This window comes from Comamonas jiangduensis (assembly GCF_030162955.1).
GTDB lineage: Bacteria > Pseudomonadota > Gammaproteobacteria > Burkholderiales > Burkholderiaceae_C > Comamonas > Comamonas jiangduensis.
The window spans coordinates 1-23672 of record NZ_JARXOV010000001.1 but is presented as its reverse complement, the minus strand read 5'-3'; the positions used below and the strand labels follow the sequence as shown (position 1 = coordinate 23672).

21 protein-coding genes and 1 pseudogene are annotated in these 23672 nt (G+C 54.5%); 16 read left to right on the top strand and 6 right to left on the bottom strand.

The window, feature by feature from the left end:
- The first annotated feature begins 20 nt into the window (after positions 1-20).
- The 3 genes from QEP12_RS00110 (at position 21) to QEP12_RS00100 (ending at position 2648) form a co-directional block, all read left to right on the top strand.
- Positions 21-608 carry an IS3 family transposase gene (locus tag QEP12_RS00110; RefSeq protein WP_431308045.1) on the top strand — a complete coding sequence of 196 codons (588 nt, stop codon included), beginning with the start codon at positions 21-23 and terminating at the stop codon, positions 606-608.
- A gap of 223 nt (positions 609-831) precedes the next feature.
- Positions 832-1821 (top strand): 3-hydroxyacyl-CoA dehydrogenase family protein, encoded by a 990-nt coding sequence (locus tag QEP12_RS00105; protein ID WP_284212966.1) that lies wholly within the window; start codon positions 832-834, stop codon positions 1819-1821.
- Between the two features lie 11 nt (positions 1822-1832).
- Positions 1833-2648: a beta-keto acid cleavage family enzyme gene (locus QEP12_RS00100; protein ID WP_219164388.1), complete on the top strand. Its 816-nt coding sequence runs from the start codon at positions 1833-1835 to the stop codon at positions 2646-2648.
- A 13-nt stretch (positions 2649-2661) separates the two neighbouring features.
- On the opposite strand, the gene QEP12_RS00095 is transcribed toward QEP12_RS00100, so the two are convergent.
- Positions 2662-3342 carry a GntR family transcriptional regulator gene (locus QEP12_RS00095; RefSeq protein ID WP_174863238.1) on the bottom strand — a complete coding sequence of 227 codons (681 nt, stop codon included), beginning with the start codon at positions 3340-3342 and terminating at the stop codon, positions 2662-2664.
- Positions 3343-3348: 6 nt separating this feature from the next.
- Positions 3349-5106: an IlvD/Edd family dehydratase gene (locus tag QEP12_RS00090; RefSeq protein WP_284212965.1), complete on the bottom strand. Its 1758-nt coding sequence runs from the start codon at positions 5104-5106 to the stop codon at positions 3349-3351.
- A 110-nt stretch (positions 5107-5216) separates the two neighbouring features.
- Between QEP12_RS00090 and QEP12_RS00085 the strand changes: the two genes are divergently transcribed.
- Both QEP12_RS00085 and QEP12_RS00080 read left to right on the top strand, forming a co-directional pair.
- On the top strand, positions 5217-6230 hold the full coding sequence (locus QEP12_RS00085; RefSeq protein WP_284212964.1) for a Bug family tripartite tricarboxylate transporter substrate binding protein: 1014 nt from the start codon (positions 5217-5219) through the stop codon (positions 6228-6230).
- 53 nt (positions 6231-6283) lie between these two features.
- Positions 6284-7216, top strand: a complete 933-nt coding sequence (locus tag QEP12_RS00080) for a LysR family transcriptional regulator (protein ID WP_246254277.1) — start codon at positions 6284-6286, stop codon at positions 7214-7216.
- 124 nt (positions 7217-7340) lie between these two features.
- Here the strand turns inward: QEP12_RS00080 and QEP12_RS00075 are convergent, their stop codons facing one another.
- On the bottom strand, positions 7341-7934 hold the full coding sequence (locus QEP12_RS00075) for an HAD domain-containing protein (RefSeq protein ID WP_284212963.1): 594 nt from the start codon (positions 7932-7934) through the stop codon (positions 7341-7343).
- Between the two features lie 532 nt (positions 7935-8466).
- On the bottom strand, positions 8467-9924 hold the full coding sequence (locus tag QEP12_RS00070) for a short-chain fatty acyl-CoA regulator family protein (protein ID WP_284212962.1): 1458 nt from the start codon (positions 9922-9924) through the stop codon (positions 8467-8469).
- A gap of 189 nt (positions 9925-10113) precedes the next feature.
- On the opposite strand from QEP12_RS00070, the gene prpC reads away from it, so the two are divergent.
- The 5 genes from prpC (at position 10114) to QEP12_RS00045 (ending at position 16617) form a co-directional block, all read left to right on the top strand.
- On the top strand, positions 10114-11301 hold the full coding sequence (gene prpC / locus QEP12_RS00065) for a bifunctional 2-methylcitrate synthase/citrate synthase (RefSeq protein ID WP_219162944.1): 1188 nt from the start codon (positions 10114-10116) through the stop codon (positions 11299-11301).
- Positions 11302-11322: 21 nt separating this feature from the next.
- Complete coding sequence (locus tag QEP12_RS00060; RefSeq protein WP_174863779.1) at positions 11323-11760, top strand: GntR family transcriptional regulator; 438 nt, start codon at positions 11323-11325, stop codon at positions 11758-11760.
- A 20-nt stretch (positions 11761-11780) separates the two neighbouring features.
- Positions 11781-14411, top strand: coding sequence for a Fe/S-dependent 2-methylisocitrate dehydratase AcnD (acnD, locus tag QEP12_RS00055; protein ID WP_284212961.1), 2631 nt, complete (start codon positions 11781-11783; stop codon positions 14409-14411).
- A 70-nt stretch (positions 14412-14481) separates the two neighbouring features.
- Positions 14482-15690 (top strand): 2-methylaconitate cis-trans isomerase PrpF, encoded by a 1209-nt coding sequence (prpF, locus tag QEP12_RS00050; RefSeq protein ID WP_219162946.1) that lies wholly within the window; start codon positions 14482-14484, stop codon positions 15688-15690.
- A 66-nt stretch (positions 15691-15756) separates the two neighbouring features.
- Complete coding sequence (locus QEP12_RS00045) at positions 15757-16617, top strand: isocitrate lyase/PEP mutase family protein (protein WP_219162947.1); 861 nt, start codon at positions 15757-15759, stop codon at positions 16615-16617.
- A gap of 53 nt (positions 16618-16670) precedes the next feature.
- On the opposite strand, the gene QEP12_RS00040 is transcribed toward QEP12_RS00045, so the two are convergent.
- The gene (locus QEP12_RS00040; RefSeq protein ID WP_174863801.1) at positions 16671-17597 is read right to left on the bottom strand and encodes a LysR family transcriptional regulator; all 927 of its coding nucleotides are present in this window, start codon (positions 17595-17597) and stop codon (positions 16671-16673) included.
- 212 nt (positions 17598-17809) lie between these two features.
- Here QEP12_RS00040 and QEP12_RS00035 point away from each other — a divergent pair, with 212 nt between their 5' ends.
- The 3 genes from QEP12_RS00035 (at position 17810) to QEP12_RS00025 (ending at position 20533) form a co-directional block, all read left to right on the top strand.
- Complete coding sequence (locus QEP12_RS00035; RefSeq protein WP_174863803.1) at positions 17810-18793, top strand: putative oxygenase MesX; 984 nt, start codon at positions 17810-17812, stop codon at positions 18791-18793.
- Positions 18794-18845: 52 nt separating this feature from the next.
- Entirely contained in the window at positions 18846-19427 is a 582-nt protein-coding gene (gene msuE, locus QEP12_RS00030) for an FMN reductase (RefSeq protein ID WP_284213143.1), read from the top strand.
- A gap of 71 nt (positions 19428-19498) precedes the next feature.
- The gene (locus QEP12_RS00025; RefSeq protein ID WP_284212960.1) at positions 19499-20533 is read left to right on the top strand and encodes a methionine synthase; all 1035 of its coding nucleotides are present in this window, start codon (positions 19499-19501) and stop codon (positions 20531-20533) included.
- Between the two features lie 38 nt (positions 20534-20571).
- Here QEP12_RS00025 and QEP12_RS00020 read toward each other — a convergent pair whose 3' ends face one another.
- A complete protein-coding gene (locus QEP12_RS00020) occupies positions 20572-21327 on the bottom strand; it encodes a hypothetical protein (RefSeq protein WP_284212959.1) in 756 nt (251 codons plus the stop codon).
- A gap of 115 nt (positions 21328-21442) precedes the next feature.
- On the opposite strand from QEP12_RS00020, the gene QEP12_RS00015 reads away from it, so the two are divergent.
- The 3 genes and pseudogenes from QEP12_RS00015 to QEP12_RS00005 form a co-directional block, all read left to right on the top strand.
- Positions 21443-21856, top strand: a complete 414-nt coding sequence (locus QEP12_RS00015) for a helix-turn-helix domain-containing protein (protein WP_174863782.1) — start codon at positions 21443-21445, stop codon at positions 21854-21856.
- A 255-nt stretch (positions 21857-22111) separates the two neighbouring features.
- The gene (locus QEP12_RS00010; protein WP_174863784.1) at positions 22112-23020 is read left to right on the top strand and encodes a PDDEXK family nuclease; all 909 of its coding nucleotides are present in this window, start codon (positions 22112-22114) and stop codon (positions 23018-23020) included.
- Positions 23011-23672: pseudogene (locus tag QEP12_RS00005) on the top strand (transposase); the annotation flags it as partial. The gene QEP12_RS00010 and the pseudogene QEP12_RS00005, both read left to right, overlap by 10 nt.

Genomic DNA, 23672 nt, shown 5'->3' with positions numbered 1-23672 from the left:
TGCACGCTTGTGAATGGGGCGTGATATCGCAAAAAAAGCGGCAGCGTCCTTCGCGCAGGACGTGCTGCGAGGTATGCATGGATCCACGAAATGAAGCACGTCTACCCAATCAGCTTCTGTGCGGAGACATCACCTATATCGCTACCAACGAGGGCAGGCTGTATTTGGCCGCTGTCATGGATATGTTCAGCCGTCAGATAGTGGGCTGGAGCCTGCAGTCATATATACAAGCGAGCTTGGTCACAGATGCTTTGGCGATGGCTTGGTGGCGAAGGCACCAAGAGCCAAGAGCCATCTTCCACAGCGACAGTGGCAGTCAATACTGCAGCCATGACTTCCAGGCTGCTTTAGCCCAATGGGGAATACGCTCGTCCATGAGCCGTAAAGGCAATTGCTGGGACAACTCCCCGACCGAGAGTTTCTGGGGGGGGGTGAAAGTCGCATGTGTGCATGGGCAGCGCTTTGCTACCCGGGAGCAAGCTAGGCAGGCCATCATGAACTGGACGGCCTTCTACAATTGGCGCAGACGGCATTCGAGCTTGGACTATCTCAGTCCTATGCAATACGAGCAACGCTGGTACGAGGCACAGCGCAAAAAGGCCGCGTAAGCAGGGAGCTAAGAACTCCACAAAACAGGGGCAACACCAGTTGAGTTGGAGTTGACTAATCGTAGTGGATGTAGGCTTATAGCTAGCGCCTTATCCATCTGTATTCACCAAGGTCACGCTCAAGATAAATTTAAAAAACAGGACATTTAACGAAATAAATTCGTTTAACAAATTTATCTCAGCACCTCAAACTTCGGTTCAAGTAGATTTGAATATGGAGTCAATGGTGCAACCTATCCCTTTTAGCGTCCCCTCGCATTTTTTCAGGCCTTCCCGCTCGCATGCCGTCGTGGTAGGTGGCGGAACTATGGGGGTGGATGTTGCAGTAGTTTTGTGCCGTGGTGGATCACAGACCATCATCGTCGAAGCCAACGCGGAACGCCGCGCCAAAGTACCTGAGCTCGTGGGCAACGGCTTATCTCAACTGCAAGCATCAGCACAACAGGACAAGCTGACGGTGGTGGGGTCTCTCCAAGATATTGATTGGGGCAAGATTGACTTGGTCATCGAGTGCATCCCTGAGCGTCTCGATATCAAACAGGTTTTATTCACAGAGTTGGAATCACTAGCTCGCCCTGACGCCTTGCTCGCCAGTAATAGCTCTAGCTTCCCTATCTCGGCGATTGCCGAGGGGTTACAAACATCCCACCGTATGTTGGGCTTGCACTTTTTCATGCCTGCCCACCTGACGCCGTTGGTGGAAGTGGTATGTGGTCAAGCCAGCCACCTGGAATGTGCGCAGAATCTACATGCCTTCATGCGCCAATGCGGCATGGTGCCTGTGTTAGTGAAGAAGGATTTGCCAGGTTTTTTGGCCAACCGCTTGCAGCATGCGCTGGCACGCGAAGCTTTTGCATTGATTGATGCAGGCGTTGCTACGCCAGAAGATGTGGACGCTGCCGTGCGATTTGGATTTGGTTTTCGTTTTCTGGCTGCTGGCCCGGTACTGCAGCGCGACCATGCGGGTCTGGAGGTGCACTGCGCTGCGGGCGCCACGATGTACCCCTCTCTTGCCGCCAATACCGTGCCCAGCCAGTGCTTGGCGCAAAAGGTGGCAGAAGGCAAATTTGGTATGAAGACTGGTGAAGGTTTCTTTAAGTGGACACCTGAAACTATCGCTCAAGAGCGTCAGCGTTATCAGAATACGTTGCTCGCAGGCTTGGATCTCCTTAAAAGCGAGCTGCCACCTGTTGGCGATGCTGTTGAGCAATAAGGGGCTGCACAATGAACACACCACTAATTGTCACTGTCGCGCCCAATGGAGCCTACAAGACCAAGGAACAACATCCTCATGTTCCATTGACTGCTGCAGAACTCGCGCAGACCGCCAAAGAGTGCCTGGATGCTGGGGCTGCCATGATTCACGCTCATGTCAGAAAACCCGATGGCAAACATTTGCTGGATGCGCATGCATACCAGGAAGCCACAGCGGCCATCCGCAAGGCAGTCGGGCAAGAGTTGGTGGTGCAGATCACTACCGAAGCTGCACAGGTCTACCAGCCACAAGAGCAGATGCAGGTTGCGCGTGAGGTAGTCCCAGAAGCTCTCTCTGTCGGCTTGCGTGAAATCATTAAGCCGGAAGTACCAGAAGCCGATATAGCAGCATTTTTTTCCTGGCTGAAAAGCTGCAACGTCATGACACAGATCATTCTGTATGACGTGGCCGATGTACAAAGCTGGCAGCAATTGCGCGCACGCGGAGTTATTCCAGACAACAAGTGGTTTCTGCTGTTTGTGCTGGGCCGCTACTCGGTGGGGCAAACCTCATCGCCCACGGACTTGCTACCGTTTCTGGCTGCACATGATGGCGCCTCCCCTTGGGCAATGTGCGCCTTTGGGGCGCAGGAGAATGCATGTGCAATCGCGGCCGCTAGTTTGGGGGGGCATGCGCGCGTGGGATTTGAGAACAACCTGTTCCTCAAGAATGGCCTGCAGGCACCCAACAATGCAGCTTTGGTGGCCCAAGTGGCCCAAGGTGCACAAGCACTGGGCAGGCCGTTGGCCAAGGCCGATGAAGTTCGCCAACTTTTCTTGAACTGAGTGTTGGCTGCTTTCAAGCTTGCAGCATCTCTTGTGCCTTCAAGTAATGATCTCTTGAAGGCACAAGATGCTTCATGGTTAGTTCGATCAAGCTCTGTCGATCGCCACTTTCCAAAACCTGCAGTAGCTCGTGGTGTTCTTGCTGAGACTGAAGCTGGTGTTCGCTGGAAATCAACGCACCAAAACGGATGGCGTGCGTTTTACGCGCGAAGTCCTCGATGGCCTGTGCCAGGAAAGCGTTACCGCATTGGGCAAATAGATGCCGATGGAACTCTTGATTGGTTCTGAAGATGCAGCGCGCATCGCGTTGCTGCACAGCACTGTCGTGCGCATGCTGGATCTGCATCAGCACTTGCAGCGGCTGCGTCGGCACAGGCAATGGAATCTTGCGCATCGCCTCTACCTCCAGCAGTTCTCGCATCTCATAGAGCTGAATGACTTCTTCGCGGCTGAATGCTTTCACCTGCGCACCAATATTGCGCTTGCGCTCCACCAGCCCCAAGGCCTCCAACAGCACCAGGGCCTCTCGCACGTGATGGCGCTTGGCCCCAAAGCGCCCTATGAGCTCGTCTTCGACCAAACGTACCTTGGGCGCCAGAAGACCCAACACAATGTCTTCTTCCAGCGTAGCCGCAATAACCGAAGCACCGCCCTCAAAGGGACGGCACTCGGACAAACGAATGCCATTCGACATACAGATTTAACTCCTTGGAATAGCGCCTTTGCTTTCGGTAGCTGTCAGAAAGTCAAAGTCAGCCCCTCGATCGGCTTGCAACACCGTCTTTTTGAACAAATGGGCGTAGCCTCTTTCAGCGCTAGGAACTTGCACCGGTTGCGCGCTCTGGCGACGGGCCACCTCAGCAGAATCAACCATCCATTCAATACTGCGCTGACTGACCGACAGTTTGATTCTGTCGCCGTTCTGCACCCACGCCAAAGGTCCACCAATGGCAGCCTCAGGGGTGACGTGCAAAACGATGGTGCCAAACGCTGTACCGCTCATGCGGCCATCCGAGATTCGCACCATGTCCTTAACGCCCTGCGCAGCCAGCTTTTTAGGGATAGGAAGATAGCCTGCCTCAGGCATTGCCGCTGCCTTAGGGCCAATATTTTTGAGCACCAAAATATCGTCAGCCTGAACGTCAAGATCCGGTGCGTCAATGCGTGCGGCCAGATCTTCAGCATTCTCGAACACCACGGCACGCCCTTCGTGCTCCATCAGTGCGGGATTGGCTGCCGATTGCTTGATGATGGCTCCAGCAGGCGCAAGATTGCCATGGAGAACAGCAATACCGCCCTGGGGGTACAGCGGTTCCTTGAGCGTTTTCACAATGGATTGCTTAAAGCCCGAACCTGCAGCTTCCAACTCTTCACCCAAAGTCCTGCCTGTGACAGTCAACGCCTCCAAGTTGAGCAAAGGCTTAAGCTCGCGCAACAGCGTGGGCATGCCGCCTGCCGCGTGGAAGTCCTCCATGTAGTGATCACCCGAGGGTTTAAGGTCCAACAACACGGGCGTATTGCGGCTCAAGACATCCAGGGCTTTCAGATCCAACTCGTAACCCAGACGTCCAGCAATAGCTGCCAGGTGCACGATGGCATTGGTCGAACCGCCCATGGCCAACAAAACGCGCATGGCATTTTCAAATGCAGCGGGCGTCAGAATCTGGTCGATGGTCAAACCAGCACGCGCCATATGCACGGCGACTTCGCCCGAGCGTTCGGCAATTCGGATGCGATCGGCAGTGACAGCCGGCGGGCTGGCACTGCCAGGGATCGCAATACCCAAAGCTTCAGCAATACATGCCATGGTGCTTGCCGTTCCTGCCACCGAGCAGGTACCCACGCTGGCCACCAGTTGGTTGTTTACGTCCGAAATTTCTTCACTGTCAATTTCTTCTGCGCGAAATTTGCCCCAGTAACGTCGGCAATCCGTACATGCGCCGACACGTTCACTACGGTGCGAGCCTGTCAGCATCGAGCCGGTCACCAACTGCACAGCAGGCAATCCTACCGAGGCAGCCCCCATGAGCTGTGCAGGCACCGTCTTGTCGCAGCCGCCGATCAATACCACCGCATCCATGGGTTGGGCGCGCAGCATCTCTTCGGTGTCCATAGACATCAGATTGCGCAAATACATGCTAGTGGGTTGCGAAAAGCTCTCGTGCAAAGAAATGGTCGGAAAGTCCATGGGCAGGCCACCTGCCATAAGGATGCCGCGCTTTACCGCCTCCATGAGCTGCGGCATGTTGCCGTGGCAAGGGTTGTAGGAGCTGCCCGTGTTGGTAATGCCGATCACCGGGCGCTCCAGCGCTTTGTCCGTGAAGCCTGCGCCCTTGATGAAAGCTTTTCGCAGGAACAACGAGAACCCACGGTCTCCGTAATTGGTCAGACCTTTTGCCATCCCGCTTGTAGCAGCTTCAGGGTGAATGGTGGGTTGTTGGCTTGGCTTGTCTGTCATGGGAGGGTTAACCACTGTTGAAGATTTGAATTATTAATAATATTGTTGATTTGCAAAAAAATCGAGCGCTTCACAAGAAAACGCGTACCTACAAACCCTAAGGAGACTTAATGAAAACTACCAACACCAATCCTAAACTGGCTCGTCGCCAAGCTTTGACTGCTCTGTCTGCAACTGTTTTAATGTTTTGCGGTATATCGGGTAACGTCTATGCCCAGAGCGACTACCCTAGCAAGCCTGTTAAGCTAGTCGTACCTTATGCTCCCGGTGGTGCGACTGACGTGATTGGCCGCGTGCTGGCAAAGCACTTGTCGGATGAACTGGGCCAGCAATTCATCGTGGAAAACCGTGCGGGTGCTGGTGGCAGCCTCGGTGCAGGCCAAGTTACTAAATCCCCCGCTGATGGCTACACGCTGCTAATGGGCGCTTTTACCAGCCACACCATCAACGCGGCGCTAATGCCAGCGGTAACGCCCTTTGATATCCAGAAAAGCTTCGCGCATATTTCGCTGGTTGGTACTGTTCCACTTGTGTTTGTGGTGAACCCTTCAATACCATCCAACTCTGTAAAAGAGCTTGTTGAGCTCGCCAAAGCAAAACCCGGCGCACTCACTGTTGCTTCCGCTGGCAATGGTTCTCCACAGCATCTAGCCCTTGAAATGCTGAAGCTGCAGACAAAGATTGATGCAGTACACGTTCCATACAAGGGCAGCGGCCCCGCCATTGCAGACCTCTTAGGCGGTCAAGTCAATGCCATGATCGATACAGTTCCGGCTGCACAAAGCCAAATCAAGGCCGGCAAACTGCGTGCACTAGCTACTACTACTAAAGAGCGCGTAGCATCACTCCCCGATGTGCCTACAGTTGGTGAAGCAGGCTTCCCCGGCATGCTGGTTAGTTCGATGTTTGGGATTTCTGCGCCAGCAGGCACCCCCGAAGCTGTAATCCAAAAGCTCAACAGTGCTTTGAAGGAAATTTTGACCAAACAAGAAGTCAAAGACTCCATGCTGGCACAAGGCACCATCGCGACCTACAACACCCCAGCAGAAACATCGAAAATCATCAACGATGAATATGCCAAGTGGGCCAAGTTAATCAAGGACGGCAACATCAAGCCTGAGTAATGCAGCGAATCGGGGCCACTTTTTGTCGCTGCCCCGCTGTCTATACTCTGCTCGTGGAACCCAATTTATCAACGAAAGAGCTCAAAGCGGTTATCGCTTTGAGCCAAACCCGCAGCTTTGGCCAAGCCGCACTACAGGTGCATCTCTCGCAATCGGCTTTATCTGCGTTGATTGCACGAGTGGAAGCCCAGTTAGGTGCGCGCCTCTTTGAACGCACGACACGCGCTGTGGAGCTAACAGACGTGGGGCATATTTTTGTCGCTCATGCACAAGAGTTGATACGTGACACTCAGCGCGCACTGCAAGCGGTAGCAGATACTGTGCTGCTGAAAACCGGTGCGGTGTCCGTGGCAGCTCTTCCCTCCTTGGCTGCTTCTATCGTGCCTCAAGCCTTTGCTGCGTTTTCCCAGGCCTATCCCGGAGTTAGGCTTTCCTTGCGAGACACACTCTCAGACCCAGCCTTTGATCTAGTGCGTAATGGGAAAGTAGATCTTGCCCTCACAGCAGCGGATCCCAAGCAAGAAGATCTCGCTTACGAGCAACTCACCACTGACGAGTTCTTGCTGGTCTGTCGTTCAGACCATCCTCTATGTGAAGAAGTAAAGCCCATCGTGCTGGAAGCAACGCTGCATTTCCCACATATTTCTATGAGCAGCTCGGCAAGTGTGCGCCAGTATGTGGATGCCGAACTGGCAAAGCATGACATCAAGTTCATACCAGCTTTCGAAGTTGATCACATCGCCACAATTGGAGCGCTGGTAGTTCAGGGATTAGGCATTAGCGCCTTGCCTGAAACGGCCATCGCCTTACTGCAATCCAATCAGATCCGCTGTTTGCGCTTGCACTCTCCAGGAATAAAACGGCCTTTGGGCGTAGTCACGCACAGGCATACACCACTGAGTGCTTCTGCACAGACACTGATAAGGCTGCTAAAAGAAATGTTGGAGAACCTTCCAGCTAAAAGTGAACTGACCAGAGTTTCCTAGACAAGCTTTAGGGCTTACAAGGGTTAATTCAAGTTGCCCTAACAATAAAGCGGGTACGCAATCTCGCAACTAAAGTAAGCCGCTTCTACCCAGCTTCGCAAGTGTTCAGGAAATGCTGGTCGATTTACCACCCCGGGGACGTTGGTGACCGACTAAGCTGCAAGCGATAGTCGATCGATTTGACTGCTGAAATACGTTTCAAGCCCAGTCGTATCTCATCAAGCGTTTCAGGGACATTGATGCCTTTTTCTGGATGGGTCCTAACCAAGTTTTGACGACACCACGCAGGCCATTGCAAGTAGTCATCATCAATAGCAAACCAGTCGCGAGGACAGCGGCGGTACACATCCCCCCAGACTTGCATGCCACGAAAGGCATCCTCGAAGGTAGTACGGTCCATTTTGCTGTGGAAAGTAGCTCCAATCACTCGAGCCCGTAGCTCTGCAGGTAACCGTCTTGCGGCTCCGTAGCATCCGTATTTCAGTACCCAGGATGTAGATAAAACGATGCGGATGTCTGGATAGGGGCGGATTAGACCCAGGAGTAGCTCAGCATGCTGGAACAACACGTCATGGGCCGAAGCGTCTAGATGTGGTCCCCGCTTTGTAGACCACAGGACGTTGTGGTGATGCAAGACACCATCGAAATCGAGGTAGACAACAGCTGGACTATGCTGTTTTGCCGCTGGATTGTTTGAGGCGGTGCTGCACGTGCTCATCTTTGTCGATCCCTATGACTAGGTAGCTACTTGGTGAAGTATGCCTAGCTTCGTCCTCAAGCGGACGAACGCAGCATTCGACTGCTCAATGCGATCGACGACTGAATCACACCGGGTTTGATGGAGGCTAGTTTGTTGAAGTGCAGGGGCTAGCCTGCACGGTATTGGCAACTTGCCGCTAGTAGTCTGCCTCAGCTTCCGCTGGCGGTATATGCCCTATGGTTTCCAGCAGCCTGCAGTGGTTGAACCAGTGCACCGGAGCTCCCCGCGCATCGACTGTCACTGACGGATTTACAAATGGAGATACGCAAACCACCCCAACCAGGCCGAGTGCTAGAGAGTACCTTGGTGATACACAAGTCGCTCATGCAAATCTACAGCTCGGTGTAAGTCATACCCGGATTCTCTCCGGTCATTTACTCACTTCGTATTACATGGCTTACCGCCTTGGCGGAGCTTTCGGGACAAAGCCTGAGTTGTGAGCAGGAACGCAAATGCAACATGACCTCGACCAAGCCACTTTACCAATGCTCTATCCGTAAGGCACAAAACCACTTTCATTTTCATTGACCCGTAAGGCTTTGCCCACAAACGGGAAGGCCCGTTGCGGGCAGGCGCTGCGTTCACAAACCTTGCAGCCCATGCCTATAGGTGCTGCGGCATCCACATTACGCAAATCCAGCCCCTTGGAATAGACGAGCCGAGCGGCATGTTGCAGGTCGCAGCCCAGGCCAATCGAGAACGTCTTGCCGGGTGCTCCCCAGCCGTGGCCGGCATGGCTGATGGTGCGTGCCACCCAGAGGTAGACGCGGCCATCGGGCATAGCGGCCAGTTGCGGCACGATGCGCCCCGGCTGGGTAAATGCCTCATACACACCCCAGAGCGGGCAGGTACCGCCGGTTTTGGAGAAGTGAAAATGCGTAGCTGATTGACGCTTGCTGATGTTGCCTGCCCGGTCCACGCGCACAAAGAAAAAAGGGATGCCAGGTGCCTCTGCCCGTTGCAAGGTGGAGAGGCGGTGGCATACGGTTTCAAATCCCACCCCAAAGCGCTGGCCCACCAAATCGATGTCGTAGTGCAAGTTCTCCGCAGTCTGCAAAAACTCGTCATAGGGCAACACGAAGGCACCTGCCACATAGTTGGCAAGCCCCATGCGTGCCAGGCGCCGCGTGGCCTCATCCTGCCAATGCGTTGACCGCAGCTGCTCCTCAATCAAGGTGTCAAACTCCAGCAAGGCCAGTTGTGTGGCCAATTGAAAGGCTTGCTGGGCCGGGCGCAGCTGCGGCGTGACATAAAGCGTTCGCGACGCTGGATCAAAGTGGCGGTGACGATGTTCCCCACTCATGTTGCTGTGGCCATCTCGTAGCACCAGAACTTGGTGCTTGGCTTGCAGCCGATATTTCAGCCACTCCTGCAGCGTACCGCCCTCAGCGTTGATTTGAGCTTGGGCCTGTATCGCCAGGTTTTCTGCGGTCCGGTCCAGGGCATCAAAATAGTTGCGATGGGCAAAAAAGAAGTCACGCACGGCTTCGAAAGGCATTTGGCGCGGAGCATGGGCCAGCAGGAGTTGGCCTTCATCCATTTCAGCGCGGTCATCGCCCATGCGGACCGTCAAGGCCTCCAGTCGCTCGGTATCGGCCAGATGGCGCTGGTGCATAGCCAGCAGCGCCTTTGCTAGCTGCGGCAGCTTGGAGGCGACTTCGCGCAGCTCGGGCAGCGGCACGCCACCACTTTCGTGCGGCATGGCTGCTATGGCATCGCGCAACTGCGCCAGCAGGCGCGCCTCTTCGTCTTCCGAAAACTGCTGGATGTCCACACCCAGCGCCTTGTGGATCTTGAGCAGCACAGCCACGGTAAGCGGGCGTTGATCCTGCTCAATCTGATTGAGGTAGCTGGGCGATAGATCCAGAGCTTGCGCCAGCGCGGCTTGCGTCATGCCGCGCTCGGCACGCAGGCTGCGCAGCCGTACCCCCATGAAAGTTTTGGCCATCTCACCGTCTCCCTGTTTTATGGATAGAGAAATTCGCAAAATTTGCAATCTAGCGAATTCTTCTTCGCAATGTTTCGCTAATTCAGTGCTATCTCGGTGCAATTCAATTGCGTAGATTGCGAAGTATGGCAGACCAGAAAGCCCATAAGCGCTTTTGATTGCCATCCATAACTACCCAAGGAGACCCATATGAGCATCGTGGCCGAACCCACAGTCCAAGCCAACAATCCAGCTGCCACAGGCACGTTCAAGCCCAAAAAGTCCGTGGCCCTGTCGGGAGTGACGGCCGGTAATACAGCGCTGTGCACCGTGGGTAAGACCGGTAATGACCTGCATTACCGCGGCTACGACATTCTGGACATTGCCGAGGTCTGCGAATTTGAAGAAATCGCCCACCTGCTGGTGCATGGAAAGCTGCCCACGCGCGCTGAACTGAAGGCTTACAAGAACAAACTCAAGGCACTGCGCGGTCTGCCCACCAGTGTGAAGACGGCACTGGAGCAACTGCCCGCCGCCAGCCACCCAATGGATGTCATGCGCACCGGTGTCTCGACCCTGGGTTGCGCCCTGCCCGAGAAAGACGACCACAACTTGCCCGGTGCCCGTGATATTGCCGATCGCCTGATGGCATCGCTGGGCTCCATGCTGCTGTACTGGTACCACTTCAGCAACTCGGGCCGCCGCATTGAGGTGGAGACTGATGACGACTCCATCGGCGGCCACTTCCTGCACCTGCTGCACGGTGCCAACCCTTCGGATAGCTGGGTACGCGCCATGCACACCTCGCTGAATCTGTACGCCGAGCACGAATTCAACGCATCCACCTTCACGGCCCGCGTGGTTGCAGGCACCGGCAGCGATATGTACTCCGCCATCACCGGCGCGATTGGCGCACTGCGCGGCCCCAAGCATGGCGGTGCCAATGAGGTGGCGTTTGAAATCCAGAAGCGCTATGACAACCCCGACGAAGCTGAGGCCGACATACGTCGCCGCGTAGAAGCCAAAGAGGTCGTGATTGGCTTTGGTCACCCCGTCTACACCGTGAGCGACCCACGCAATGTGGTCATAAAAGGCGTGGCCAAGCAGCTGTCGGATGAAGCAGGCAGCACCAAGATGTACGACATCGCTGCGCGCTTGGAGGCCGTGATGTGGGAAGTCAAGAACATGTTCCCCAACCTCGACTGGTTCAGCGCCGTGAGCTACCACATGATGGGCGTGCCCACCGCCATGTTCACGCCCTTGTTCGTGATTGCCCGCACCAGTGGCTGGGCGGCCCACATCATCGAGCAGCGCCAGGACAACAAGATCATTCGCCCCAGTGCCAACTACACCGGCCCTGACGATCTGCGCTTTGTGCCCATTGAAGAGCGCCAGTAAAACCTCACCCTGCCCCACGCCATGACTATCCAAACCCTGCAGGCCCACTCACTGTGTATCGCCATAGCTGACAAATTGCGCGAGCGCATTCTGAGCCATCAGATGCTGCCAGGCAGCGATATCAACGATGGCGCGTTGGCTCTGGAATTTGGCGTGAGTCGCACCCCTGTGCGCGAAGCCATGAAGCTGCTGTGCCATGAGGGTCTGCTCACAGCACAGCCCCGCCGTGGAATGACGGTGACTTGCCTCACTGCCGCACAGGAGGCCGAGGCCCAGCAGCTATGCCAAGTTCTGGCACAGCACCTGAATGAGATCGGGCACAAGAGCAGCACATCCTGCACTGAACTGACACAGCGCGTCTATGCGATTGCACAAGCACGCTTGCAACTGGCAATGGGTCCCCGCCCGTCATACACCCCTGCTATTTCAGAGCAGCACAGCGCTGCTTTTGCTGACTAAGCCTGTCACAAGATAGAAAAATGAGTACACACAACACCCACAACGTCTACCGCAAATTCCTGCCCGGCACGGCTTTGCATTACTTCGATGCGCAAGCTGCTGTCGAAGCAATTCAGCCCGGGGCTTGGGCCACATTGCCCTATACCAGCCGTGTGCATGCCGAAAACCTGGTGCGCCGCTGCGAGCCAGCCATCCTCACCGAATGTTTGACCCAGATCGTGCAACGCAAGCGCGAGCGCGACTTTCCCTGGTTCCCGGCGCGCGTGGTCTGCCACGACATCCTGGGCCAGACAGCGCTGGTCGATCTGGCCGGTCTGCGTGACGCCATTGCCGACCAGGGCGGCGACCCTGCTGCCGTCAACCCTGTCGTTCCCGTGCAATTGATAGTGGACCACTCGCTGGCAGTAGAGTGCGGCGGATTCGACCCCGATGCCTTCCAGAAAAACCGCGCCATCGAAGACCGACGTAACGAAGACCGCTTTCACTTCATCGACTGGTGCAAGCGCTCGTTCAAGAATGTGGAAGTGATTCCACCAGGTAACGGCATCATGCACCAGATCAATCTGGAGCGCATGAGCCCTGTGATCCATGCTATCAATGGTGAAGCATATCCAGATACGCTGGTCGGCACGGACAGCCACACCCCGCATGTGGATGCACTGGGCGTGATCGCTGTCGGCGTGGGCGGCCTCGAAGCCGAAAACGTCATGCTGGGCCGTGCATCGTGGATGCGCCTGCCCGAGATCATTGGCGTGCAGCTGACTGGCAAGCGCCAGAGCGGCATTACCGCCACCGATATCGTGCTGGCCCTCACCCAGTTTCTGCGCCAGCAAAAAGTGGTGGGCGCGTATCTGGAGTTCTTTGGTGAAGGCGCCCGCAGCCTCTCCATTGGCGACCGCGCCACCATCTCCAATATGGCGCCCGAATATGGCGCGACGGCTGCCATGTTCGCCATCGATGAGCAAACCATTGACTACCTGCGCCTCACGGGCCGCGAGCCTGCCCAAGTTCAGCTGGTCGAAACCTATGCCAAGCAGTCCGGTCTGTGGGCAGATGCGCTGAAAAACGCCGTCTACGAGCGCACGCTGCAGTTCGACCTGTCCAGCGTAGTGCGGAATATGGCAGGCCCCTCCAACCCGCACGCCCGCCTGGCCACCAGCGATCTGGCCGCTAAGGGCATTGCCGGTGAATGGACTGAGCAAGAGGATCAGATGCCCGATGGCGCCGTCATCATCGCGGCAATCACCAGTTGCACCAACACCAGCAACCCGCGCAACGTGATCGCTGCCGGTTTGCTGGCACGCAACGCCCGCAACCTGGGCTTGATGCGCAAGCCCTGGGTCAAATCGTCGCTGGCCCCCGGCTCCAAGACCGTGCCGCTATACCTGCAGCAGGCTGGCCTGCTGCATGACCTCGAAGCCCTGGGCTTTGGCGTGGTGGCGTTTGCCTGTACCACTTGCAACGGCATGAGCGGCGCGCTCGCCCCTGCCATTCAGCAAGAGATCATTGATCGCGACCTCTACACCACGGCCGTACTCTCTGGCAACCGCAACTTTGACGGCCGCATCCACCCCTACGCCAAGCAGGCCTTCCTGGCCTCCCCCCCCTTGGTGGTCGCCTATGCGATTGCCGGCACCATTCGCTTCGATATCGAAAACGATGTGCTCGGCGTTTTCCAGGGGCGCGAAATTCGCCTCAAGGACATCTGGCCCAGCGATGACGAGATTGACCGCGTAGCCAAGGCCGCCGTCAAGCCCGAACAGTTCCGCGCTGTCTATGAGCCCATGTTCACCATCCAGGCGGACAACGGCGCCAAGGAAAAAGCACTGTACGACTGGCGCGCGCAATCGACCTACATACGCCGTCCACCTTACTGGGAAGGTGCTTTGGCAGGAGAGCGCACGCTGCGCGGGATGCGCCCGCTGGCCATCCTGCCTGACAACATCACCACCGATCACCTGTCGCCATCGAATGCCATCATGATGGACTCGGCCGCCGGTGAGTACCTGCACAAGATGGGTCTGCCCGAAGAGGACTTCAACTCCTACGCCACCCACCGCGGCGACCACCTCACCGCCCAACGCGCCACGTTTGCCAATCCCAAGTTGTTCAATGAAATGGTGGTGGACAACAACGGCAAAGTGCGCCAGGGGTCTCTGGCCCGTGTGGAGCCCGAAGGCAAGACCATGCGCATGTGGGAAGCCATCGAAACTTATATGGAGCGCAAGCAGCCCCTGATCATCATTGCCGGCGCCGACTATGGCCAGGGCTCGAGCCGCGACTGGGCCGCCAAGGGGGTGCGTCTGGCGGGTGTAGAAGCTATCGTGGCCGAAGGTTTTGAGCGCATTCACCGCACCAACCTGATCGGTATGGGCGTGCTGCCTCTGGAATTTCTGCCCGGCACCACTCGCTTGACGTTGGGTCTGGATGGCACCGAAACCTATGACGTGATTGGTACGCGCAAACCGGGTGCCGAGCTGATGCTGCACATCTACCGCCAAACTGGCGCCCGCACCGAAGTGCCTGTGAGTTGCCGCTTGGATACAGCAGAAGAAGTCAGCATTTATGAGGCTGGCGGCGTGCTGCAACGATTTGCACAAGACTTTCTGGCTAAGAACTCTGAACAAAAAGAGCTTGAAGCCCAGGTTTAATTAGCACGGGTAGCTATCAAAGACGATGGCTACTCACTCTTGGATAACGACCCTAACGCCAGAGACAACCATGAGTGACAACCAGCGGTTTGCACCGCAAATCAAGATTCCAGCCACCTATCTGCGTGGCGGCACCAGCAAAGGGATGTTCTTTAAACTGCAGGACTTGCCCGAAGCAGCACAGCAGCCCGGCCCTGTGCGCGACGCCATTTTTTTGCGCACTCTGGGTAGCCCTGATCCCTATGGCAAGCAAATTGACGGCATGGGCAATGCCTCGTCGTCCACCAGCAAAGGCGTGATCCTGAGCCGCAGCACGCGCGCCGACCACGATGTGGACTACGTGTTTGGCCAGGTCGCTATCGACAAGGCATTTGTGGACTGGAGCGGTAACTGCGGAAACCTGAGCGCGGCTGTCGGCCCTTGTGCCATCCATATGGGCTTGATTGACGCAGCCCGTATTCCACAAAACGGCACCGCCATCATCCGCATTTGGCAGGCCAATATTGGCAAGACCATCGTGGCCCATGTGCCGATCACCGATGACCAAGTGCAGGAAACCGGCGACTTTGAGCTGGACGGAGTAACTTTCGCTGCAGCTGAAGTCCCATTGGAATTTCTGGACCCGGCTGACGATGGCGACGACGGTGGCTCGATGTTCCTGACAGGCAATCTGGTCGATCAACTCGACGTTCCTGGTGTTGGCAGCTTTGCTGTGACCATGATTAACGCAGGTATACCCACCATCTTCCTGAACGCCAAAGACCTGGGCTACACCGGCTGTGAGCTGCAAGACGACATCAACAACGACGCCGAAGCGCTGGCCAAGTTTGAAACCATCCGCTCCCACGGTGCGATTCGTATGGGTTTGATCAAACACCTGAGCGAAGCAGCCACGCGCCAGCACACACCCAAAATTGCCTTCGTCGCACCAGCCCAGAGCTACACCGCATCCAGCGGCAAGGCTATTGCCGCACAGGACATAGACCTGGTCGTACGAGCTCTCTCCATGGGTAAGCTGCACCACGCCATGATGGGTACGGCCGCCGTGGCTATCGGCACAGCAGCAGCCATTCCCGGCACACTGGTCAATCTGGCAGCGGGCGGTGGCGAACGCCGTGCCGTTCGCTTTGGCCACCCAAGCGGCACGCTGCGTGTGGGTGCAGAAGCGCAACTCGTTGACGGTCAATGGCAAGTCACCAAGGCCTTGATGAGCCGCAGTGCGCGCATTTTGATGGAAGGCGCGATACGTGTGCCCGCATTGGTGCTGGAAGCCAAATAACAAACAAAACAGGCTGTAGCACTTGATGCATAAGCGCTAGCCGCTATTAAGTTAAAGAGACATATCATGAACCCCAAGCAACAACTCAAAGCCCTGGCTGACGCACGCCGCGGTGTCATCGTTCCCGGCGCTTTCAACGCTATGTCCGCCAAACTAATCGCAGATTTAGGCTTTGAAGCGATTTACGTCACCGGTGCAGGCGTGACCAATATGTGGTTTGGCATGCCCGACCAAGGTTTTATGGGTCTGGCCGATATCGCTGACCACACGGCGCGCATCCGTGATGCCGTGGAAGTGCCGCTGTTAGTCGATGCAGACACCGGATTCGGCAATGCCGTCAACACCTACCACGCCGTGCGCACGCTTGAGCGCGCAGGTGCCGACTGCATTCAGCTGGAAGACCAGGTCTCACCCAAGCGCTGCGGCCACTTCAACGGCAAGCAAGTCATTGAAACCAGCGAAATGCTGGGCAAGATCCACGCTGCGGTGGATGCCCGCCGCGACATCGGCACCCTCATCATGGCCCGCACCGATGCCGCTGCAGTTCATGGCTTTGAAGCCGCTATCGAACGCGCCCAAGCGTTTCAAGAAGCTGGTGCCGACATTCTGTTCGTCGAAGCCGTCACCCATGCCGAAGAAGTGCGCGCCCTGCCCCAGCGTCTGCAGGCACCCCAGTTGATGAACATGGTCATCGGTGGCAAGACCCCCATCCTCAACGCCGATGAGCTCGGACAGCTTGGCTTTGGCTTTGTGCTGTACGCCAACGCCGCCCTTCAAAGTGCAGTGGCTGGCATGCAAAAGTGCCTAACCCTGCTGCGCGATGAGCATAAAGTGGATGAAGATCCCGCCATCGTCACCCCGTTCCTAGAGCGCCAACGCCTGGTGAACAAGGACTTCTGGGATTCGCTGGAAAAGCGCTATTCCTGACTCTCTGCCATAGGTTCTGAAGTCTGACTCGACCATCGCATGGTGCAGCAGATCTACAGCAATTCGATCCCCGGTAGTGTTTTGAATGTGCTTTCGCGGGTAATACGCACGAAATCAGCCATCCATGGACGTTGCGCAACTTCTGGTGTGCTGGCCATGTACAAGTGCGCATGCAGTCCTTGTTTGCTCACTGGCTTGGCAGTGACATAACCTTTGTCCAGATAACTTTGCACTGTCCACATCGGTAATGTGGCAATACCGCGGCCACTCGCGACCAATTGCAACATGGCAACGGTCAGTTCACTGGTGCGACGGCCTGCGGGGGTGACTCCGGCAGGCATCAGCACTTGCCGCATGATGTCCAGCATGTCATCTGGAATCGGGTAGCTGATAAGCACTTCATCCGCAAAGTCCTGAGCCTCCAAGTAGCTGCGCTCCGCCAAATGGTGGTGCTTGGCTATGAGAGCCAGCATTTCATAGCGGAACAACGGATGGTAGATCACGGGGTCGTTGTCATCGGGCTCTCCCACGATGGCGACTTCTGCACGGTTTTGCAGAATCAGTGCCACAGGGTCGGGGTGAAAGCCAGAGACGATGTCCAACTCCACATCAGGCCAACGCTGGCGGAACACATCCATGGCGGGCATCAGCCAGTCAAAGCAGGTATGGCACTCCACCACAATGCGCAGCGTGCCACCTCCACCTTGCGATAAGCGCAGCAAATCGCGTTCGGCTTGTTCAACCTCGGGCAGTATTTTTGCGCCCAGCTCCAGGATGCGTTCGCCAATGGCACTGAATTTTAGGGGGACGGACTTGCGCTCAAACAAGGGGCTGCCATAGCGCTCTTCCAGAAATTTGATCTGATGGGAGAGGGCGGATTGGGTCACATTCAGCAGCTGCGCAGCACGAGCCAAGCTGCCGGTTTCATGCAGGGCAGAGAGTGTCCGCAGGTGACGCAGCTCTAAAAACGGGGAGAGGATCACGGCAGTCTTTGGGTACGAAAACTCAACAACATTAGCTTACCTCAAGTCACACTGAAAAAAACTCGTTTTACTTCAAGATGTACTCTTCATAGCATTCATGCATTCCTAGGCACCGCCCTGTCCCAGTTGTGGTGCTTTTTTTGAAAGTTTGTATGTCTCTGAGTCGTTCTCTTTCTCCTAATGGCATTGATGTAGCGGGCAATAGCTCCTTGTGCCCCGAATTTACTTTCAGCATTGATAAATTAATTTTTGATGAGGACTATCAACCCTCTGAAAAGACTCGCCTGACGACCAATTTTGCCAATTTGGCGCGTGGCGAAAATCGCAAAGAAAATTTGCGACGCACCATCAAGATGATGAACAATCGGTTCAATAGCTTGGCCTATTTGGATAATCAGAATGGAGATCGCTATGCGATTGAATTAGAGATTATCTCTGCTGATCTGAAAATCAATCGGAAAACGCTTAAGAATCAGCTTCCATTGATTGAAATATTGAAAACAAATATTTTCGACAATCAAACAGGTAAGTACATCGAAGGAAGCGGCGGTAACAGCTTTTCTTCATACGTTCGAGACTATGATTTCAGCGTTGTATTGAAAAATCATAACAAAAACAAAATTCAGTTTAGCGAGCCGGAGGGCTTTGGCGAATTGCATGGCAAGCTGTTCAAGCACTTTCTCGAATCAAGCGCCTACAAAGAAAATTTCAAAAATAGCCCGCTGATCTGCCTGAGCATTGCAGCTGAAAAAACCTACTACCAGACAGGTGTAACCCACCCTGTACTGGGCGTTGAGTACAAACAAGACCAACTTTCAATTACCGATAATTATTTCGCCAAGATGGGCCTGAACGTTCGCTACTTCATGCCTGCAAACAGTGTTGCCCCACTGGCATTTTATTTTATTGGCGACCTGCTGGCAGATTATTCAAATATGGAAATCATTGCTGCAATTAGCGTCATGGAAACGTTTCAGAAAATCTACCGCCCAGAGATTTATAACGCCAATGCACCAGCAGCCATTCGTTTTCAGCCTAGCTTGAGGAATACCGACCACTCATTGACACGGATTTTCTACGATCGCGAAGAGCGTAACCAATTGGCTGTGAGCCAGGGCAAGCTGACGGAAGAATGGTTTATCAAACCCTACCAAAAAGTGCTTGAGCAATGGTCTGCGCATGTCCAGATTTAATGGTTCTACATCTCATGGTTGTGATTGTTGGATGCAATTTCATGAAAGAAAAATCATGCGCCCACTGCGTTTAGTTGCAGTCTCTGGCGGGCTGCAGCAAAGCTCCAAGTCCACTGTTTTGGCCAAGCATTTGCTCAGTCTGGTTGCTAAGGCGGTACCGTGCGATGTACGTCTGATCAGCATCGGGCAACGTGTCCCGCAATTGGCAGGAACGATATTTCGCACGCAATTGCCAAGCTTGCTGGAGCAAGAACTTGCTGCCGTGGAGCAGGCAGACATCCTGATTGTGGCTACCCCTGTCTTTCGTGGCTCCTACACAGGCATGTTCAAGCATTTTTTCGACTTTATTAAACAGGATGCACTGGTCGATAAGCCCATCTTGCTGGCAGCCACTGGCGGCAGTCAGCGTCACGCTTTGATGATTGATCACCAGTTGCGCCCTTTATTCAGCTTTTTTCAAGCGCGCACTTTGCCTTTAGGCGTTTATGCGACGGACACTGATTTTGCGGACGGCTGCCTTCGCAATGAAGCTCTGCTTGAGCGAGCCCAATTAGCCGTTGAAAAGGGATTGCCAATGATTGAGCTGGCATGCCGCGCGACGACTTGCGCTGACTTGGAAGCAGTGGCCGCTTAAGAACTTCTGTCGCACTCACCGTACAGGCATACGGCCTTGCGGTGAGCCCCCCATTTTTAAAAGGAATCCTTATGTTTGAGACATCTATTGCTGGCAGCCTGCCCAAACCCGAATGGCTTGCGGAAACCAACAAACTCTGGCCCAAGTGGAAAGCCGAGGGCGATGCCCTGCTGCAGGCCAAGGCAGACGCTACTTTGCTGTGGATCAAGGCGCAGGAAGACGCGGGCCTAGACATCGTGTGCGACGGCGAGCAGTCGCGCCAGCACTTTGTGCACGGCTTTCTCGAAAAGGTCGAAGGCATTGACTTCGACAACAAGGTGACCATGGGCATCCGCAACAACCGCTACGACGCCATGGTGCCGCAGGTGGTCTCAGCTCTGCGCCTCAAAGGCCGCGTACATGGGTTTGAAGCCCAACTGGCACGGGCACACACCAAGAAAAAGCTCAAGTTCACCCTGCCCGGACCCATGACCATCATCGACACTGTGGCCGACCGCTTTTACGGCGACAAGGTCAAGATGGCCTTTGCCTTTGCCGAGCTGCTCAACCAGGAGGCGCTGGCACTACAGGCCGATGGCGTCGACATCATCCAGTTCGATGAGCCCGCATTCAATGTCTACATGAAAGATGCTGCTGACTGGGGCGTGCAAGCGCTAGAACGTGCCGTGCAAGGCTTGAACTGCACGACGGCTGTGCACATCTGCTATGGCTACGGCATCAAGGCCAATACCGACTGGAAGAGCACGCTGGGCGATGAATGGCGCCAGTACGAGACCGTATTCCCTGCACTGGCCCGCAGCAGCATTGACCAGGTGAGCCTGGAATGCATCAACTCCCACGTGCCACCTAATCTGATGAAACTGCTGGCTGGCAAAGATGTGTTGGTCGGCGTGATCGATGTGGCCAGCGATGTGGTCGAAACTCCCGAGGAAGTGGCCGGCGCCATCGCCCGTGCGCTGGAGTTTGTTCCCAAGGAACGTCTGTTCCCATGCACCAATTGCGGCCTAGCGCCCATGGGAAGGGACGTGGCATGGCGAAAGCTGAAAGCGCTGGCAGCAGGCACCCAACTGGCAAAAGAGCGGCTTGAATCGACCAGTGCTTTTTAGACAATTTTAAACCACCAAGAGAGCCGGAACGGTGCAATTCACTTTATCGAAAACGCTTGATCAATCAGTGATTCCCCCTTTTCCATATCGCATTTGTCAAAAGCTTTTTCCGCGGCTTTCAAGAGCTTCACTCTTTTTGAGAATTCCTCCAAGTCCCTCCTCTTTGGAGGAGAGCGCATCAGACCGCCCATCGGATAGACCTGTTTATCAAATTTTTCTTTGACGATTTTCCGCAGCTCTCGCAAACACTCTCTAACGGGTAAGGGCTCCTTCAGTATTAGTCTATCCAGCAGCCACAACATACCTATTCCAGCTCGTCTAAAGATTGGCATCTGACCTGCTAGCTCAGCTCTGCGCATCGCACACGCCATAGCGCCCAAAGCCTCTGGAGATGGCTTCACCGCAAGAAGCCAAGGCACTTGCATCGTCAACTCAGAAAGCATCAACGCAGCTGATTCCTCCAATCCCTCTCCCGACAAAAGATATTCCGCCAACTCATCATGTGGCAGCTGCTTAGCGCATTCATAAATCTCTGATGGATAGAACTCTGTTTCTTCCAAAAGATACCAAACTGGCGTATAGAACCACCTCGATGTACCTGGATACAGGCGCTCGACTTCATCTACCCAAACAGCTTTTGGCTTTACTGCTCTTCTCTTGAATGGTTTCGATGACCCTTCGCAGTAGCTTCGCCACACACCAGTTGCATCTTTGAACTCATCGCCTAGCAAGTTGTTCAAGTGCTTTTCCAGCCGCGTCGGAGAAAACTCATCTACGGCAGCCGCGACACACATGGCCCACGTTCTCGTTCTTAAGCGATCAAGATCACTCGTTTGTCTATTTGTCAAAGTGCTATTTCCCTTCTTATGCAACTTTGCTCTTTTTCCAAACTTGCAGGATGCTTAGTCAATGAGCGTATCCAAACCTCCCTCATCCGTCGGAGAGATGCTGTATTGCATACGGCAGGAGCTCGGCATTTCTCAAGCAGCTGCCGCGAATTTAATTGAAATATCAATCGGCTATCTAAGTGAAATTGAGAACGGCAAAAGGCCAACGCCATCACAAAAAACAATCCTAAAAATAGCGACAGGCTTGGCTCTCTCAGACAAGAAAAAAACAGATCTTCTGTCGCTTGCCACTGCAGAACGGATTACGGCACATCTCCGCAAAACACTGCCGCCCGAAACCATCGACTTGATGATTTTCTTCCAAGTCTGGGCACCGCATATTGATCGCCAAACGTTAAACGAAATTAGACAACACCTCTTCGAAGCGACTTCCAAACCTCGTGGCGGCCACAACGCGAATTACGGGGCGCACTAAATCACACGCCCTTTAAAAGGGCTAAACCCCAGAAGATAAGGAGACAACGCATTAGCTATTAGTTATCTGCAAATACTCAAAAAAAAACGACGTTGGCTTGCACACCAACGTCGCCTTTCGCTGGGGGTTGGCCCAGACTTTCCGAACAAACAAAGTCTAAGTCTCTGACCTAAAAAGCGTCAATCCCCATTTCACTTTTTATCGAACGTTTGAGAACGAGCGAGGGACTCGTTCGTTCTCAAAGTGGGGATTTTTATGAGAACTCAAAAACGCTTTACGCCATCGCTAATAGAGCGCTTTCAACGAGATGGACGAGGCACTGGCACCTATGCCGATTACATACCCTGGCACCGTGTTTCACGCTCTGATCCATCTAGCCATGGCCGCTCCCACCTCATCATCTGGCGGGAGCGCCAGCGCGAGCTGCTATCGGATGTCGAATGGAACTGCGTCAACTTTGCGGCGATGTTGCCTAACGTACTCGATTTAGTCGAACAGTTTCCACTTCAGCAAGAAGATGCACAGCTAGAAATTTCGAGATGGGACATTAGAACAAACTCCAAACACCACCCGGGGACACTTGCGGTCGCAAAGTCGTTAGGTATCCGGCACCCACGACTTCAAGGGACGGATGAAGATGTTCTTTGGACATCCAGCACCGACCTTGTGCTAGTACTAGAAACAGCCTCGGGTCAGAAGGAGTTGTTAGCGGTATCAGTCAAGGCTGAGTCCATTCAAAAGCTCAGTAAACGTGCACGACAGCTTTTGCTTCTAGAAAAAATTTATTGGCAGATGCGAGGCGTTACGTGGCTGCTAATCACACCATCAGAGTTTGACCCAGCCATTAAACGTACGCTTATGCGCACCGCAGCTTGGGGACTTGCACCTCTGGTTGATAAACACAATCTGGAGATAGCTCGCAAGGTAGCGATGACCATGCCGCTTCATGCCTACTCCGATATCGTGAACCATCTAACGCTGCTGTTTGGAGGCCAAGAATTTCAATTACTTGCGCAAGAAGCGTTATGGCAAGCCATCTGGTTTGGACTGCTACCCATCGATCTACGCCGTGGATGGCGACCATCGCAACCTTTTAAGTACATCTCTCCAAGTGAATTTTTGGCACAAAACCCTCTTGCTGCACGGAGGTCTGCATGCCTCTAAGTCACAACCAGCCATTCCGTGTACTAAACGACGCTTACGGACTGGTTAAAGGGTTCTATCGAATGGTGCTCGCTGAACGTGCAAGTGACACCGTGATCTGCATCCTCTTTCGTCCAGAAGATCCGACACACAGGCGGCCTGGTGGCCGCCCTATCGGCATTGCCACAAAACGTCCGAAGCAGACGCCTAAAAAACCTTTGGTCGGCTCACTCAGCAAGATCAGCTACCAGCTCTTCCAAGAGCTGCTCGACAACAGAGAAATCGTTCCACACAGCTTAGAACTGCACTCATCGTATTACACAGACTTGAAGCAGAAGAAAGATCAGGCACTCTTTAATAAACGCTGCCTGACCATGCAGTCATTTCTTGACTTTGAGCAATTACGAGAGAGCCTTTTGGTTCAGGGGAATATTGGTGAACTGGTGCGAAAAACGATGGAGAAGCACCAAGTAAGCAACTCCCATGTACGCCAACTCTGGTCCATCTTGTGCACCTACGGCTTCACTGAACGCAGCCTTCGAATACGCAGAGACCTCTGCGGTGCTCCTGGAAAAAAACGTCTGCTCTCACCTAACGCTTCGCGCCAAAAGTCTGGCCGCAAAACATCCCAGCAAAGATTGAACAAAGCACTTTATGGCATTTATGGACAGTC